The sequence below is a fragment of the Xanthomonas sp. NCPPB 3174 genome (assembly GCF_056725205.1).
The window spans coordinates 2,218,037-2,232,825 of record NZ_CM161517.1; the positions used below are offsets into that span (position 1 = coordinate 2,218,037).

13 protein-coding genes are annotated in these 14,789 nt (G+C 70.3%); 5 read left to right on the forward strand and 8 right to left on the reverse strand.

From position 1 onward, the window contains the following. Window positions 1-7 precede the first annotated feature (7 nt). On the reverse strand, window positions 8-1,546 hold the full coding sequence (hutH, locus tag AC1PK7_RS09870; RefSeq protein ID WP_481100668.1) for a histidine ammonia-lyase: 1,539 nt from the start codon (window positions 1,544-1,546) through the stop codon (window positions 8-10). Next, entirely contained in the window at window positions 1,543-2,745 is a 1,203-nt protein-coding gene (gene hutI, locus AC1PK7_RS09875; RefSeq protein WP_481100873.1) for an imidazolonepropionase, read from the reverse strand. The genes hutH and hutI overlap by 4 nt, the downstream gene beginning before the upstream one ends. A 63-nt stretch (window positions 2,746-2,808) precedes the next feature. Between hutI and AC1PK7_RS09880 the strand changes: the two genes are divergently transcribed. From AC1PK7_RS09880 to AC1PK7_RS09890, 3 genes are all read left to right on the forward strand, one after another. Further along, entirely contained in the window at window positions 2,809-4,206 is a 1,398-nt protein-coding gene (locus AC1PK7_RS09880; RefSeq protein WP_481100669.1) for a formimidoylglutamate deiminase, read from the forward strand. A 52-nt stretch (window positions 4,207-4,258) separates the two neighbouring features. Continuing rightward, window positions 4,259-4,990: a histidine utilization repressor gene (gene hutC / locus AC1PK7_RS09885; RefSeq protein ID WP_481100670.1), complete on the forward strand. Its 732-nt coding sequence runs from the start codon at window positions 4,259-4,261 to the stop codon at window positions 4,988-4,990. Window positions 4,991-5,292: 302 nt separating this feature from the next. Further along, on the forward strand, window positions 5,293-7,281 hold the full coding sequence (locus AC1PK7_RS09890; RefSeq protein WP_420009712.1) for an SDR family oxidoreductase: 1,989 nt from the start codon (window positions 5,293-5,295) through the stop codon (window positions 7,279-7,281). Between the two features lie 103 nt (window positions 7,282-7,384). Here AC1PK7_RS09890 and AC1PK7_RS09895 read toward each other — a convergent pair whose 3' ends face one another. The 3 genes from AC1PK7_RS09895 to AC1PK7_RS09905 form a co-directional block, all read right to left on the reverse strand. Beyond that, window positions 7,385-8,359 carry a restriction endonuclease gene (locus AC1PK7_RS09895; RefSeq protein WP_481100671.1) on the reverse strand — a complete coding sequence of 325 codons (975 nt, stop codon included), beginning with the start codon at window positions 8,357-8,359 and terminating at the stop codon, window positions 7,385-7,387. 226 nt (window positions 8,360-8,585) lie between these two features. Next, the gene (locus AC1PK7_RS09900) at window positions 8,586-9,236 is read right to left on the reverse strand and encodes a phasin family protein (protein ID WP_420009714.1); all 651 of its coding nucleotides are present in this window, start codon (window positions 9,234-9,236) and stop codon (window positions 8,586-8,588) included. 124 nt (window positions 9,237-9,360) lie between these two features. Beyond that, window positions 9,361-10,626, reverse strand: a complete 1,266-nt coding sequence (locus tag AC1PK7_RS09905) for a patatin-like phospholipase family protein (protein WP_010342559.1) — start codon at window positions 10,624-10,626, stop codon at window positions 9,361-9,363. Window positions 10,627-10,713: 87 nt separating this feature from the next. On the opposite strand from AC1PK7_RS09905, the gene AC1PK7_RS09910 reads away from it, so the two are divergent. Further along, window positions 10,714-11,433, forward strand: coding sequence for a DUF8198 family protein (locus AC1PK7_RS09910; RefSeq protein ID WP_481100672.1), 720 nt, complete (start codon window positions 10,714-10,716; stop codon window positions 11,431-11,433). A 478-nt stretch (window positions 11,434-11,911) separates the two neighbouring features. Here the strand turns inward: AC1PK7_RS09910 and AC1PK7_RS09915 are convergent, their stop codons facing one another. Beyond that, window positions 11,912-12,187, reverse strand: a complete 276-nt coding sequence (locus tag AC1PK7_RS09915) for a polyhydroxyalkanoic acid system family protein (RefSeq protein ID WP_010342562.1) — start codon at window positions 12,185-12,187, stop codon at window positions 11,912-11,914. A 116-nt stretch (window positions 12,188-12,303) separates the two neighbouring features. Here AC1PK7_RS09915 and AC1PK7_RS09920 point away from each other — a divergent pair, with 116 nt between their 5' ends. After that, a complete protein-coding gene (locus AC1PK7_RS09920) occupies window positions 12,304-13,101 on the forward strand; it encodes an FHA domain-containing protein (protein WP_010342563.1) in 798 nt (265 codons plus the stop codon). Here the strand turns inward: AC1PK7_RS09920 and msrQ are convergent. Together msrQ and msrP are read right to left on the reverse strand one after the other, a co-directional pair. Then, complete coding sequence (gene msrQ / locus AC1PK7_RS09925) at window positions 13,070-13,699, reverse strand: protein-methionine-sulfoxide reductase heme-binding subunit MsrQ (protein WP_481100673.1); 630 nt, start codon at window positions 13,697-13,699, stop codon at window positions 13,070-13,072. The genes AC1PK7_RS09920 and msrQ overlap by 32 nt on opposite strands. A 105-nt stretch (window positions 13,700-13,804) precedes the next feature. Then, window positions 13,805-14,773 carry a protein-methionine-sulfoxide reductase catalytic subunit MsrP gene (gene msrP, locus AC1PK7_RS09930; RefSeq protein ID WP_481100674.1) on the reverse strand — a complete coding sequence of 323 codons (969 nt, stop codon included), beginning with the start codon at window positions 14,771-14,773 and terminating at the stop codon, window positions 13,805-13,807. Window positions 14,774-14,789 lie beyond the last annotated feature (16 nt).

Below are 14,789 nucleotides of genomic sequence, written 5' to 3' on the forward strand. Positions count from 1 at the left end.
CATCAGATCAAGCGCTCGCCTCGGGCAAGCGCATTCCCACCGCCGCAGCCAGCGCGCCATCGCGCACCAGCGCGGTGGCGGCCAGCATGTCCGGGTGGAAGTAGCGGTCGTCCTGCAGCGCCGGCACGCGGGCACGCAGCAGCGCGCGTGCCGCTTCCAGGGCGGCGCTGGAGCGCAGCGGCGCGTGGAAGTCGCAGCCCTGCGCAGCCGCCAGCAGTTCGATGCCGACCACGTTGGCCGCGTTCTCGGCCATCGCCAGCAGGCGGCGCGCGCCGTGCGCGGCCATCGACACGTGGTCTTCCTGGTTGGCCGAGGTCGGGATCGAGTCGACGCTAGCCGGATAGGCGCGTTGCTTGTTCTCCGAGACCAGCGCCGCGGCGGTGACCTGCGGGATCATGAAGCCGGAGTTGAGGCCGGGCTTGGGCGTCAGGAACGCCGGCAGCCCGGACAGCGCCGGGTCCACCAGCATGGCGACGCGGCGCTCGCTGATCGAGCCGATCTCGCACGCCGCCAGCGCCAGCATGTCGGCGGCGAAGGCCACCGGTTCGGCGTGGAAGTTGCCGCCGGACAGCGCCTCGCCGGTGTCGCTGAACACCAGCGGGTTGTCCGACACGCCGTTGGCCTCGGTGGCCAGGGTGGTGGCGGCCTGGCGCATCACGTCCAGCGCCGCGCCCATCACCTGCGGTTGGCAGCGCAGGCAATACGGGTCCTGCACGCGTACGTCGTTGTCGCGGTGCGAATCGCGGATCGCCGAGTCGCGCATCAATTCACGCAGCGCCGCGGCGGTGGCGATCTGCCCAGGCTGGCCGCGCAGCGCGTGGATGCGCGGATCGAACGGGGTGTCCGAGCCTTTCGCGGCCTCGGTGGACAGCGCGCCGGCGACCAGCGCGGCATGGAACACGCGCTCGATCTCGAACAGCCCGGCCAGCGCATAGGCGGTGGAGAACTGGGTGCCGTTGAGCAGCGCCAGGCCTTCCTTGGCGCCCAGCGTCAGCGGCTGCAGTCCGGCCTGGGCCAGCGCCTGCGCCGCGGGCAGGCGCGCGTCGCCGACGAAGGCCTCGCCGACGCCGAGCATCACCGTGGCCAGGTGCGCCAGCGGCGCCAGGTCGCCGGAGGCACCGACCGAGCCCTGGCACGGCACCACCGGGATCACCTCGTGCTGCAGCAGCGCTTCCAGCATCGACAAGGTTTCCGGGCGCACGCCGGAGGCGCCCTGGGCCAGGCTGGCCAGCTTCAGCGCCATCATCAGCCGCACCACCGGCACCGGCATCGGCGCGCCGATCCCGGCCGCATGCGACAGCACGATGTTGCGCTGCAGGGCCTCCAGGTCCTCGCGCTCGATGCGCACGCTGGCCAGCTTGCCGAAGCCGGTGTTGATGCCGTACACCGGCGCGCCGGTGGCCACGATCGCCTCCACGGTCTGCGCGCTGCGCAGCACCGCGTCGGCGCAGGCCGGGTCCAGGCGCACACCGGTGCCGCGGTACACCGCGCGCCACTGCGCCAGGCTGACCGCGCCGGGGCGCAGCAGGATCTCGTCGTCGCTCATTGTCCTCTCCAGATACGCGCATGCAGCGGGTTGAAGCCCATGCGATAGACCAATTCGGCCGGTTCGGCGATGTCCCAGATCGCCAGGTCGCAGGCCAGCCCGGCGCGCAGCCGGCCGACCTGGTCGTGGCGCCCGAGCGCGCGCGCCGCCTCGCGGGTGAAGCCGGCAATGCATTCGGCCACGGTCAGCCGGAACAGCGTCGCTGCCAGGTTCATCGCCAGCAACGGGCTGGTCAGCGGCGAGGTGCCGGGGTTGCAGTCGGTGGCCAGCGCACATGGCACGCCGGCGGCGCGCAGTGCGGCGATCGGCGGCAGCTGGGTGTCGCGGGTGAAATAGAACGCGCCCGGCAGCAGCACCGCGACGGTGCCGGCCGCGGCCATCGCGGCGACGCCGGCGTCGTCCAGGTATTCGACATGGTCGGCCGAGCGCGCGCCATAGCGCGCCGCCAGCGCCGCGCCGCCCTGGTTGGACAGTTGCTCGGCGTGGATCTTCAGGGCCAGGCCATGGCGTTGCGCGGCCTGGAACACCTGCTCGGTCTGCGCCGGTGTGAAGGCCAGGTGCTCGCAGAACACGTCCACCGCCTCGGCCAGGCCCTGCGCGGCGACCGCCGGGATCATGCGCTCGCAGACCTCGTCGATGTAGGCCTGCGCCTCGCCGCCGGGCGGCACCGCGTGCGCGCCGAGGAAGGTCGGCGACACGGCCACCGCACGCAGTTCGCCCAGGCGGCGGGCCACGCGCAGCAGACGCAGTTCGTCTTCCAGGGTCAGGCCGTAGCCGGACTTGATCTCCACCGTGGTCACCCCCTCGGCCAGCAGCGCGTCCAGCCGCGGCAGGCTGGCGGCGAGCAGGGCGTCCTCGTCGGCGGCGCGGGTGGCGCGCACCGTGGAGACGATGCCGCCGCCGGCGCGGGCGATGTCGGCGTAGCTGGCGCCGAGCAGGCGCTGCTCGAACTCGCCGGCGCGGTTGCCGGCATAGATCAGGTGGGTGTGGCAATCGATCAGGCCGGGGCCGATCCAGCGTCCGCCGCAGTCGATGCTGCGTTGCGCCGACAGCGGGCCGGGCAACTGCGCGGCGGCGCCGGCATAGACGATGCGGCCGTCGCGGCAGGCCACCACGCCGTCGTGGACCAGCCCCAGGCCGCCGTCCTCGGCGTCCAGCGTCATCAGGTGCGCGTTGTGCCAGAGCGTGTCGCAGGGCATGGTCACGGGCAGGCTCGTCGGTTATTTTGTATATACAATATTGTGGTCGATGGAGGGTGTCCAGTGCAGACCCAGGCGCAGCAGCAGGCCAGCGGCAACGCGGGATCGGGCGAATTCTGGTGCGCGCACGCGCTGCTGCCGCAGGGCTGGGCGCGCGACGTGCGCATCGGCGTGCGCGGTGGCCGCATCGCCGCGGTCGAGAGCGGCCTGCCTGCGGCGCTGGGCGACCAACGCCTGGACATCGTGGTGCCCGGGCTGGGCAATCTGCACAGCCACGCCTTCCAGCGCGGCATGGCCGGGCTCACCGAGATCGGCGGGCGCAGCGGCGACAGCTTCTGGAGCTGGCGCGAGCTGATGTACCGCTTTCTGCAGCGGCTGAGCCCCGACGATCTGCAGGCCATCGCCGAGCAGGCCTATGTGGAAATGCTCGAGGCCGGCTTCACCCGGGTCGGCGAGTTCCATTATGTGCATCACGCCGCCGACGGCCGGCCCTATGCCGACCGCGCCGAGATGGCGCAGCGCCTGGCCGCCGCGGCGCAGACCAGCGGCATCGGCCTGACCCTGCTGCCGGTGTTCTATGCGCATGCCGACTTCGGCGGCGCCGCGCCGAACCCGGCGCAGCAGCGCCTGCTGCACGACGTCGACGGCTTCGCCGCGTTGCTGGATGGCAGCCGCCGCGCGCTGCAGGGACTGGACGACGCGGTGCTGGGCCTGGCCCCGCACAGCCTGCGCGCGGTCACCCCGGACGAACTGGCGGCGCTGCTGCCGCTGTGCGACGGCCCGGTGCACATCCATATCGCCGAGCAGACCCGCGAGGTCGACGCCTGCCTGGCCTGGAGCGGGCAGCGCCCGGTGCAGTGGCTGCTGGCGCACGCGCCGGTGGATGCGCGCTGGTGCCTGGTCCACGCCACCCATGTCGACGCAGCCGAAGTGCAGGGCATCGCCGCCAGTGGCGCCGTGGTCGGGCTGTGCCCGATCACCGAGGCCAATCTCGGCGACGGCCTGTTCCCGATGCCGGAGTTCCTGCGCGCCGGCGGCCGCTTCGGCGTGGGCTCCGACTCCAATGTGCTGATCGATGCGGCCGAGGAACTGCGCCTGCTCGAGTACGGCCAGCGGCTGAGCCTGCGTGGGCGCAACGTGCTGACCGGCGACACCGCGCTGTCCAGCGGCCGCTTCCTGTTCCAGTCCGCCGCGCAGGGCGCGGCGCAGGCGCTCGGTGTCGAACAGGGTCTGTGCGAGGGCGCCCCGGCCGATCTGGTCGAACTGGACGCCGCGCATCCGGCACTGCAGGCACGCCGTGGCGACGCCTGGCTGGACAGTTGGCTGTTCGCCGCGCGCGGCGGCGCGGTGCGTTCGGTCTGGCGCCACGGCCGCGAGCTGGTGCGCGAGGGCCGCCACCTGCAGCGCGAGGGCGTCGCCGCCCGCTACGCGCGTGCGCTGACCCGGTTGCTGGACGCATGAGCCGCGCGCTTCGCGTCGCCTTGCGCAGTCGCCGCCGCAGCGCGGAGCGCCCGTGAGTCCCGCCACGCCGGTGCTGCCGCTGAACCAGCGCATCCGTCGCGACATCGAGGCGCGCATCCGCAGCGGCGAGTGGCCACCGGGCCATCGCATTCCGTTCGAGCACGAACTGATGGCGCAGTACGGCTGCTCTCGCATGACCGTCAACAAGGTGCTGGCGCTGCTCGCCGACGCCGGCATGATCGAGCGCCGGCGCCGCGCCGGCTCGTTCGTGGCGCGGCCGCATCCGCACATGGAGCAGGTCGCGCTGGAGATCCCGGACATCCCGGTCGAGGTCGCCGCGCGCGGTCATGTCTACCGTTTCGAACTGCTGGAGCGGCAGCAGCGTGCACCGCGCGCGGCGTTGCCGCAGGAAGCCGAGGTCGCCGCGGACGGCAGCCTGCTGGCGCTGCAATGCCTGCACTACGCCGACGGCCGCCCGTTCGCGCTGGAGGAGCGGGTGATCAATCCGGTGGCGGTGCCGGAGGCTTTGCAGATGGACTTCGCGGTCACCGTGCCCGGCAGCTGGCTGCTGCAACACGTGCTTTGGACCCGCGCCGAACACCGCATCAGCGCGGTCGGGGCCAGCGCCGCGCAGGCGACGCGCCTGCAGGTGCCGGCCGGCACCGCCTGCCTGCTGATCGATCGCCGCACCTGGCGCGGCGAGCAGGCGGTCACCTTCGTGCGCCAGGTGTTTCTCGGCGACACCTACGACCTGGTCGCGCGCTTCTCGCCCGGCGCGCGCTGAGTCGGGCGCGCGCGGCGACTGCAAGGCGGCGCAATGACGTTGGGAAGCATCCTGTAGGAGCGGCTTGAGCCGCGACGCGCTTGTCCGTGCGGTCGCGGTTGACGGCGCTCCTCCACGACCACATGGCCCGAGGCGAACGCAGGTTGCTAGCGGTACCCGCCGTCGCCTCTGCGCTGCGCGATGCTGCGATGCCGCACGTTCGCCATACGCCAGCGTGCGTTTGTCCTGCCTGCCGCACTCTGGCAAGTTAGCGTCAGGGCCGGGGCGAGGGGCCGTGGCCGCGGAACGAGGGATGGTTCGGCATGACGTATTTCGTGACAGGCGCCACCGGTTTCATCGGCCGTTACTTGATGGCCAAGCTGATGCGGCGCAAGGGCGTCGTGCATGTCCTGCTGCGCAAGGAGTCGCAGCGCAAGTTCGATGCGCTGGTGCGCGAGCAGGGCTGGGATCCCAAGCGCCTGGTGGTGCTGCACGGCGACGTCGGTGCGGCGTACTGCGGGCTGTCCACGGCGCAGCGCAAGGCGCTGCAGGGCAAGGTCAAGCATTTCTTCCACCTGGCCGCGCTGTACGACCTCACCGCCAAGGCCGATGACCAGCGCGTCGCCAACCTCGACGGCACCCGCAATGCGCTGGAACTGGCCGCGCACCTCGGCGCCGGCATCTTCCACCACACCAGTTCGATCGCGGTGGCCGGGCTGTACCCGGGCATCTTCCGCGAGGACATGTTCGAGGAAGCCGAGGGACTGGACGATCCCTACCTGCGCACCAAGCACGACGCCGAGGCGCTGGTGCGCGCCGAGACCCGGATCAAGTGGCGCATCTACCGCCCGGCGATGGTGGTCGGCGATTCGCGTACCGGCGCCATCGACAAGATCGACGGCCCGTACTACTTCTTCCCGCTGATCAAGAAGCTGCGCCAACTGCTGCCGCCGTGGGCGCCGATGCTGGGCATCGAGGGCGGGCGGATCAACCTGGTGCCGGTGGATTTCGTCGCCGACGCGATGGACCACATCGCGCACAAGCCCAAGCTCGACGGCCACACCTTCCACCTCACCGATCCCGAGCCGCTGCGCGTGGGCGAGGTGCTCAACGTGTTCTGCCGCGCCGGCCACGCGCCGGAAATGACCTTGCGCGTGGACGCGCGCATGTTCGCCTTCGTGCCCTCGAGCATCCGCGCCGCGGTCGGCAGCCTGCCGCCGATCCGCCGCTTCACCGGCATGCTGTTGCGCGATTTCCGCATCCCGCGCGAGGTGCTGAAGTTCATCACCTATCCCACGCGCTTCGACAGCCGCGAGACCGAGCGCGCGCTCAAGGGCAGCGGCATTGCCGTGCCGCGGCTGGAAGACTACGCCTGGCGCCTGTGGGACCACTGGGAACGGCACCTGGACCCGGACCTGTTCGTCGACCGCTCGCTCAAGGGCAAGGTCCGCGGCAAGGTGGTGCTGATCACCGGCGGCTCCTCGGGCATCGGCCTGGCCACCGCGCAGCGCGTGGCCGAGGCCGGCGCGATCACCGTCATCGTGGCCCGCGGCGAGCAGGAACTGCACGCCGCGCGCGATGCGATGAACGCCAAGGGCGGCAAGGTCTTCGCCTACACCGCCGACCTGTCGGACCTGGCCGACTGCGACCGCCTGCTCAAGACCGTGCTGGAGGCGCACGGCCACGTCGACGTGCTGATCAACAACGCCGGCCGTTCGATCCGCCGCTCGATCGAACTGAGCTACGACCGATTCCACGATTTCGAGCGGACCATGCAGTTGAACTACTTCGGCAGCCTGCGCCTGATCATGGGCGTGCTGCCGGGCATGACCGCGCGGCGCAAGGGCCACATCATCAACGTCAGCTCGATCGGCGTGCTGGCCAACTCGCCGCGCTTCTCCGCCTACGTCGCCTCCAAGGCGGCGCTGGACGCCTGGAGCCGCTGCGCGCAGGGCGAACTCTCGGGCAAGGGCATCAGCTTCACCACGGTCAACATGCCGCTGGTGAAGACGCCGATGATCGCGCCCACCAAGATGTACGACAGCGTGCCGACGCTGAGCGTGGACGAGGCCGCCGACCTGATGGTCAAGGCCATCATCGAACGCCCCAGCCGCGTGGCCACCCGCCTGGGCATCTTCGCCGCCCTGGTCAACGCCGTGGCGCCGAAGGCCTACGAGGTGGTGATGAACACCGCCTTCGAACTGTTCCCCGACTCGGCCGCGGCCAAGGGCGACCGCAAGGCGCTACGCGAGACCAAGCCGAGCCAGGAGCAGATCGCGTTTGCGGCGTTGATGCGGGGGGTCCATTGGTGATGGGGCGGGGATTGGGGAGTCGGGATTGGGGATTCGCAAAGGCGCATCCGGCGCTCTGATCCGCTTTACCAATCCCCAATCCCGATTCCCCAATCCCGGCTGATCAAAACGTCCTACATTGCCGCCACCGCACCGGTTCCTCGTGGCCGGGGCGCGGGTTGAGCTGGATGCGGACGGTGCGCAGGGATGGGTAGCGTTCCACTTCCTTGCAGATGCGCGGCCACACCTGGGCGTCGTCGCCGCTGCGGTCGACGACCAGGGTCATCTGCGTCTGCCAGATGCCGCGGATCACGCCCGGGGTGCCGGCCAGGGCCTTGGAGAGGTCCTGACGGTGGCGTTGTTCGGTGGCGGGGTCGGGCTCGGCCAGGTCGCCGGCGTCGTCGAGCGTCGGCGGGGGCACGGCAGCGGTGGAACTCGTTGGCGTGGTTACGGCCGCCGTAGGCGCGGCTGCGGCGGCGGGCGTAGGCGTAGGCGCTGACGCGGCCACGGCTGCCGGAGGCGCTTCCGGTTGCTGCAACGCCAGCGCACCGACGCCGACCACAACGCCCAAGGCCAGCGACGCCAAGCCGGCGATGGCGATGTGGCGTTGCGCGCGTCGGCGGCTGGCGCCGATCACGCCGTCTTCCAGTTCGCTGGGCAGGTAGGGCTTGAGCATCGGCCAGATGCGCCGGCCGTCGAGGATTTCCACCGCCTGCTTCTCGGCCGCGGCGATGCCGTCGCGCTGCACCTTGCCTTCGGTGATCAGGATGCCGCCCTGCGCGCCCATCAGCCGCGCCGCCGCACCCAGTTCGTTGACCGCGGCCGAGCCGATCCGATAGGCGCGGCCGTGCTTGCACGACAGCAGCCAGCGCGCGTCGCCGCGGGTCATCACGAAGTCGCTCTGCGGTTCCTGGCTCGCGTGCTCGTCGACGGTGGCGTCCTGCAGGTCGCGCTGTTCGCGCATCGCGCGCCGCACCATGTAGGAGAAATCGCGCCAGTGCAGGCCGGCCAGCGCATGCAGCCCGGCGCTGGTCTCGTTCTCGCGGCGCCGCACCAGCCACAGGTAGCCACTGGCCGCCAGCCATGTCGCGACTGCCAAGACCGTTGCCGCTATCCAGGAAAACATGCTCGCACCCGCACACGCGCCGAAAGAAGTCAGTGTATCGCCAGCGTGTCACGGCGCCGGCAAGGCGACAGCGGGGAACGGCGGACAGAAAAGACCCGCCAGTCCGAAGCCGAGAGGGGAGGGGAGCAAACGGTCTTCTGATGGACTGGCGGGTCCGTTTCGATTGTCTGGAAAAACGTGTTGCTTTGCAACAATTCCGTTACTCGGCCGGGGCCGGGGCCTCGCTGCGCTTGCGGCTGGCGCGCTTGGGCGCGGCCGCACGTTTGGCTGGCGCGACCTTGGCGACCACCGGGCCGGCAGGTCGGCGTGCCGGTGCTGCGCGCTTTGCGGCGCCCGCGGGCGACGCGGCGGTCTTCCTGGCGGCCTTCTTCGCCGCCGGCGCCTTGCCCGCCGCCGGCGTTGCACGGCCGCCGCGCAGATGCCGCAGTTCGCCATTGAGCGCGTCCACGCGTTCGATCAGCGCGCCCAGGTCTTCGCGGCTGGGCACTTCCAGGCGGCGCAGGGCACGCTGCACGCGGTCCTCGAACACCTTCTCCAGGCGGTCCCAGGTGTCGGCGGCGCGCTCGCGGGCCTGGCCGACGCGGTTCTCCACCGCATCGCGCACCGCGTCGACGCCGCCGCCGGCCAGCTTGCGCGTGCTTTGCTCGAGGTTCAGCCCTTCCTTCACCAGGGTCTCGAACAGCTTGCCGCCTTCGGCCTGCGCACGGCCGAACGCGCCGACTCCGGCCAGCCAGACCTGCTGCGCCGATTCGCCCAGGCGCTTGGACAGCTTCTCCGCCTGCGCCTGCAGGGTGTCGTCGGCAGCGGCGGTGCTGCGCTTCTTGCGCGCGGATTTCTTCAGAGTGGCCATGACGGTGCGGTTCCTTCGGCGGGTGAGTGGCGGGATTCGAGACTCGGGACTGTGACTAGAGTAATCACACCAGCGCGCGCAGGACGTGCGCGGGAGCGATGGCGACGGCGGCCGGCGCTGCGCGCTACGCCTCCGGCGAACGCCGGGTACGGCGCTTGGCGCGGCGGTTGGCGATGACCTGGTCGACGTCGTCCAGCGCACGCCGCAGGCGCGCGGTGGTCTCGGTCATGCGCCGCGGCTGCACGTCCACGCCATCGAGGAAGGTGCGCTTGCGGTCGTTGAGGATGTCGTGGCGCAGCGCGATGCCGTGCGCGGCCAGCAGCGGCTCCAGCGTTTGCGCGTTGCGGCGCAGGTCCGACAGGGTGTTGCGGTAGGCGAGCTGGCAGACGCGGTGGCGCGCGGCGTAGCTGAAGAGATTGGTAAAGAACAGCTCGCCGTTGTCGGCGTTGGGCTCGAACACCAGTTGGTCCACCTGCGGATACTGCCGCGCGTATTTCTCCAGCCCCACCTGCATGCGCGACTGCAGCAGGGTGCGGAAGGTCTGCGACAGCACCGCCGGCAGGCCACCGGCGAGCAGCCGTGCGCGGTCGACGTGGCCATTGCGTCGCGGCGCGTGGGTGGCGTCGTAGGGCACCAGCGGGTTGATCCCGATCATCAGGTCGATACCGCGCTCCAGCAGGGTGGAGGCATGCATGGTGCGGCGCAGCGCGCCGTCCACGTAATGGTGGCCGTCGATCTGCACTGGCGGGTACAGCCCCGGCAGTGCCGCGCTGGCCTGGATCGCCAGCGAGATCGGCACGTGGTCCATGCCCGGCTCGCCGAAGCGCACCGTGCGGCCACTGTCCAGGTCCACCGCGACCACGAACAGATTGGTGCCCAGTTCGCGGAAATCGTTGCTGCGGCCGCGGCGGCTGAACACGTCCTGCAGGAAGCGCTCGACTCCGGCATTGTCGAACAGGCCGCTCGGCACCAGCCCGCCGAAGCGGGTGATCAGGTCGGACCAGCGGGTCTTGCGCGGTTCGGTGAGCAGGTCGTGCCACCAGCCGTAGGCCAGCCGCGGCAGCGTTGCGGCGCGGCGCAGGTATTCGTAGACGTTGGGCCGCAGGAAGTCTTCCGGGCGGAAGTGCGCATCGTCGCTGTTGCCGGTGACGAAGATCCGGCAGATCTCGGCGCTGCTGACCCGGTTGGCCAGCCCGGCGGTGAGGAAGGCGCCGGAGCTGACCCCGACGTAGCAATCCAGGCGGGTCAGGTCCAGTCCGTCCAGCGCCTCGTCCAGGGCGCGCAGCGCGCCGAGGCCGTACATGCCGCCGATCGGGCCGCCGCCGGCGATGGCCAGGCCGATGCGGCCGTTGGAATGGGGACGGGGCGAGGCGCTGTGGAGGGAAAGCATGCGCGGTCCGCAGGAGGCAGTGGCGCGAGTGTAGCCGAGCGCCGTGACGCTTGCGGTCGTGCCGGGCTGCGACCATCATCGGCGGCCATGGCGCGCAGCACTCCCGTCCTGGAACGACTCGGCCGCCGCCTGGCGTGGCACCAGGCGCTGCACGACCCCGTACGCGAACCGCGCAATGCGCTGCGCTGGCTGCAGGAACTGCGGCGCTGGCAATCGGAGCGGCTGGAGCGCAGCTTCGAGCATTTCCTGGAGGACCCGCAGCGGCGTCCGGCGGCGATGTTCTTCCTGACCGACGTCTATGGCGACCGCGATTTCAGCCGCCGTGATGCCGATATCGTCAAGGTGTTGCCGATGATGCAGCGGCTGATGCCGGCGTCGCTGCTGGACACCGTGGCCGACGGCATCGAACTGGGCGCGCTCACGCATGCCCTGGATCTGCGCATGGCCGAGGCGTTGCAGGGCCTGGCACCGCAGCGCAAGCGCCTGGACGAAGCGTTGTATGCCGAAGCCTATCGGCAGACCGGGCTCCCCCGGCTGCGCCAGCGCCAGATCGACCTGATCGCGCGCGTCGGCCTGGGCCTGGCCAAGGCGGTGCATACCCCGGGCGTGCGCATGCTGCTGCGCTTCGCCCGCGGCCCGGCCAAGGCGGCGGGGCTGTCGGAACTGCAGGGATTCCTGGAACGCGGTTTCGACGCGTTCTCCAAGTTGGGCGATGCCGAGGGGTTCATCGGCGATATCGAGACCACCGAGCGCGCCGTGTCGCGGCGGTTGTTCGCGGGCGATCCGGATCCGTTTGCGTTGGAGTGAGTCGGCGGCCGGACCCTCACCCCAACCCCTCTCCCGGCGGGAGAGGGGCTTTGGCTGTTCCTTCTCCCTCCGGGAGAAGGTGCCCCGAAGAGGCGGATGAGGGTACGAGCGAAGCCTTACGCAGCTGATTGCGTCAGCGCTCGGTACCGCGCCCTCACCCCAACCCCTCTCCCGGTGGGAGAGGGGGCTAGCAGCTGTTCCTTCTCCCTTCGGGAGAAGGTGCCCCGCAGGGGCGGATGAGGGTACGAGCGAAGCCTCGTGCAGCTGATTGCGTCAGCGCTTGACGCCGCACCCTCACCTCAACCCCTCTCCCGGTGGGAGAGGGGCTAGCAGCTGTTCCTTCTCCCTTCGGGAGAAGGTGCCCCGCAGGGGCGGATGAGGGTACGAGCGAAGCCTCGTATAGCTGATCGCGTCAGCGCTTGGTACCGCACCCTCACCCAAACCCCTCCCCCGAGGGGAGAGGGGCTCGATGCACTGATCAGCCCAGCTTTTCCGACAGCACCCGCCGAATCTCGCTTTCCACGGTGCCCTTCATCGCCGACAGCAGGAAGCCCAATTCAGCGGTCACGTGCACCTGCTTGGGCAGCAGTTCGATGCGGCCGTCCACGCCCGAGCGCGAGAACAGCAAGGAATCGCCATCCCAGTGCGATTCCAGGTCGAAGCGCTCGGCCAGTTTCTTGGCGGCGGTTTCGATGGCCTTGCGCGCCTGCGCGGGGGTCTTGTCGTGGTCGTGGCGGATGTCGATGCTGGACATGCTGGCTCCTGTGCGGGCGGGTGCCCGCGTGAACGATCAGGCATTGTGCGTATGCGCGGTGCATTGTCCAGCACGCGCGCTTCTGCGCGCGCAGGCAACCTGCTAGGCTGCCCGCCGTGCACGATCTGCTAGTCCATTTCAGCAACCGCCAACATCCCGACCGGCCCCTGCGCGCGGGCGTGCATCGCATCGTGCGGCTGGCCTCCGGCCAGGTCAGTGTGGTCGACGACACCCAGGGCGCATTGCTGCTGGCGCAGTTCTGCCTGGACCGGCGCGGTCTGTGGCTGCAGGTCGCCAACGGCAGTCGCGGCATCCACGTCAACGGCCGCCCGGTGCGGCGCATGGCGCTGCTGCGCGCCGGCGACGCGGTCTACGCCGACGGCGTCGAAATGGTGGTGCAGGGCAAGTGCGAGCCGCTGCAGCGCCTGCCCGAGGTCAGCGAGGCCGAGCACGACGATCCGCGCCTGGTCCTGCGCGGCGTCGGCGGTCCGCACCATGGCCGCAGCTTCACCGTCGACCGCGTACGCAGCGTCGGCCGCCTGCGCGAGTGCGACATCCGCATCGACGATCCGGCCTGCGCCGAGCAGCACGCGCGCCTGGAACGGCATGGCGAGCGGGTGCTGCTGCGCGGCTTCGGCGAGGCGCAGACCCAGGTCAACGGCGTGGCCGTGCGCAGCTGCTGGCTGCAGCCCGGCGACCAGGTGGTATTCGATGCCCAGCACCGCTTCGTGCTGGAAGTCCCGCAGGTCGTCGGTGCCGAGCCGCTGCGCGACGACCCCGCCTTGGCCGCGCTGGCGCTGACCCCGGCGGTGGCGCCACGCCCGGCCACCGCGCGGCGCTGGCCGTGGCTGTTGCTCAGCGCCTTGTTGCTGGCCGCCGCGCTCAGCGGCCTGCTGTGGTTCGGCGCGCGCTGAGCGCCCGCCAGCCGCGCCAGCACAGCAGCACCGCCAGGATCCCCCCGTACAGCAGCGGTTCGCGGATGTCCGACTTCACCAGCCACCAGAAGTGCAGCACGGCGAGCACGCCGATCGCGTAGATCGCCTTGTGCAGCTTGCCCCAGTTGCGCTTGAGCCGGCGCATCCAGCCCTGTGTCGAGGTGATCGCCAGCGGCACCAGCAGCAGCCACGCCAGGAAACCCACGGTGATGTACGGGCGTTTGACGATCTCCTCGAAGATCTGCGTCCAGTAGCCGCGCAGGTCCAGCCCCAGGTAGGCCGCCAGATGCACGGTCGCGTAGACGAACGCGTACAGCCCAAGCATGCGCCGGAAGCGCAGCAGCACCGATTGCCCGGTCAGTTGCCGCAGCGGGGTGATGGCCAGGGTCAACAGCAGCAGCCGCAGCGCCCACAACCCGGTGCGATGCTCGACCTCGGCCACCGGATCGGCGCCGAGCGCATCGCTGCCGCTCTGCCACACCTGCCAAAACTGCCAGCCCAGGTACGCCGTCGGCGCCAGCGCCAGCGCATGCACCACCGCCTTGGCAGCGATCAGCGACGCAGATGTCTTAGCCATGCAACCTCAGCACCTCACCAAACCCGAGAAAAGAAACGAGCGCGCACGCCCCACGCGCGCGCCGCCTGCTCCACGAATCCCCACTCCCCAATCCCGAATCCCGGCTCAATACCATTTCTTCAGATCCATCCCCGCATACAGCGATGCCACCTGGTTGGCATAGCCGTTGAACGGGCGGGTGGGAATACGCTCGGCGAACAGCTTGCTGGCCTTGCCGGCGATGCGGCGCTCGGTCTTCTGGCTCCAGCGCGGGTGGTCCACCGCCGGATTGACGTTGGAGAAGAAGCCGTACTCGGACGGCTGCAGCTCGTGCCAGGCGGTTTCCGGCATGCGCTCGACGAAGCGGATCTCGACGATCGACTTGATGCTCTTGAAGCCGTACTTCCACGGCACCACCAGCCGCAGCGGCGCACCGTTCTGCTGCGGCAGCGGCTTGCCGTACAGGCCGGTGGCGAGCAGGGTCAGCGGATGCATGGCCTCGTCGATGCGCAGGCCTTCCTTGTACGGCCAGTCGATCGAGCTGTAGCGGACGCCGGGCATCTGCTGCGGATCGGCCAGGGTGGTGAAGGCGACGTACTTGGCCTTGGAGGTCGGCGCGAAGCGCTTGAGCACATCGCCAAGCGGCACCCCCAGCCACGGGATCACCATCGACCAGCCTTCCACGCAGCGCAGGCGGTAGATCCGCTCCTCGGGCGTGTGGCCCTTGAGCAGGTCGTCCAGGCTCAGCGTGCCGGGCTTCTCGCATTCGCCGGATACCTTCACCGACCACGGCGAGGTGCGCAGGGTCTTGGCCGCCTTGGACGGATCGGTCTTGTCGGTGCCGAATTCGTAGAAGTTGTTGTAGCTGGTCACGTCCTCGTAGCGGGTCAGTTCCTCGTTGGTGCGGAAGCCGCTGCGTGCCTGTTCCGGGGTCACCACGGTCTTGGGCGGCGCCGGCGGCTCGGCGTCGGCGCAGCCGACCAGGCCGGCCACCGGGGTCAGCGCCAGGGCCTGCAGCAGGCGCCGCCGGTCGCGGTAGACCGCCTCGTCGGTGATCTCGCGGCTGGGAACGGTGAGGGCATCGCGCAACGACATGGCGGACTCCTGGAGC

Excerpts from the sequence above, each read along its gene's own strand:
- hutH (WP_481100668.1), bottom strand. The coding sequence starts at position 1,546 with ATGAGCGACGACGAGATCCTGCTGCGCCCCGGCGCGGTCAGCCTGGCG.
- hutI (WP_481100873.1), bottom strand. The coding sequence starts at position 2,745 with ATGCCCTGCGACACGCTCTGGCACAACGCGCACCTGATGACGCTGGAC.
- AC1PK7_RS09890 (WP_420009712.1), top strand. The coding sequence starts at position 5,293 with ATGACGTATTTCGTGACAGGCGCCACCGGTTTCATCGGCCGTTACTTG.
- AC1PK7_RS09900 (WP_420009714.1), bottom strand. The coding sequence starts at position 9,236 with ATGGCCACTCTGAAGAAATCCGCGCGCAAGAAGCGCAGCACCGCCGCT.
- AC1PK7_RS09905 (WP_010342559.1), bottom strand. The coding sequence starts at position 10,626 with ATGCTTTCCCTCCACAGCGCCTCGCCCCGTCCCCATTCCAACGGCCGC.
- AC1PK7_RS09910 (WP_481100672.1), top strand. The coding sequence starts at position 10,714 with ATGGCGCGCAGCACTCCCGTCCTGGAACGACTCGGCCGCCGCCTGGCG.
- AC1PK7_RS09915 (WP_010342562.1), bottom strand. The coding sequence starts at position 12,187 with ATGTCCAGCATCGACATCCGCCACGACCACGACAAGACCCCCGCGCAG.
- msrQ (WP_481100673.1), bottom strand. The coding sequence starts at position 13,699 with ATGGCTAAGACATCTGCGTCGCTGATCGCTGCCAAGGCGGTGGTGCAT.
- msrP (WP_481100674.1), bottom strand. The coding sequence starts at position 14,773 with ATGTCGTTGCGCGATGCCCTCACCGTTCCCAGCCGCGAGATCACCGAC.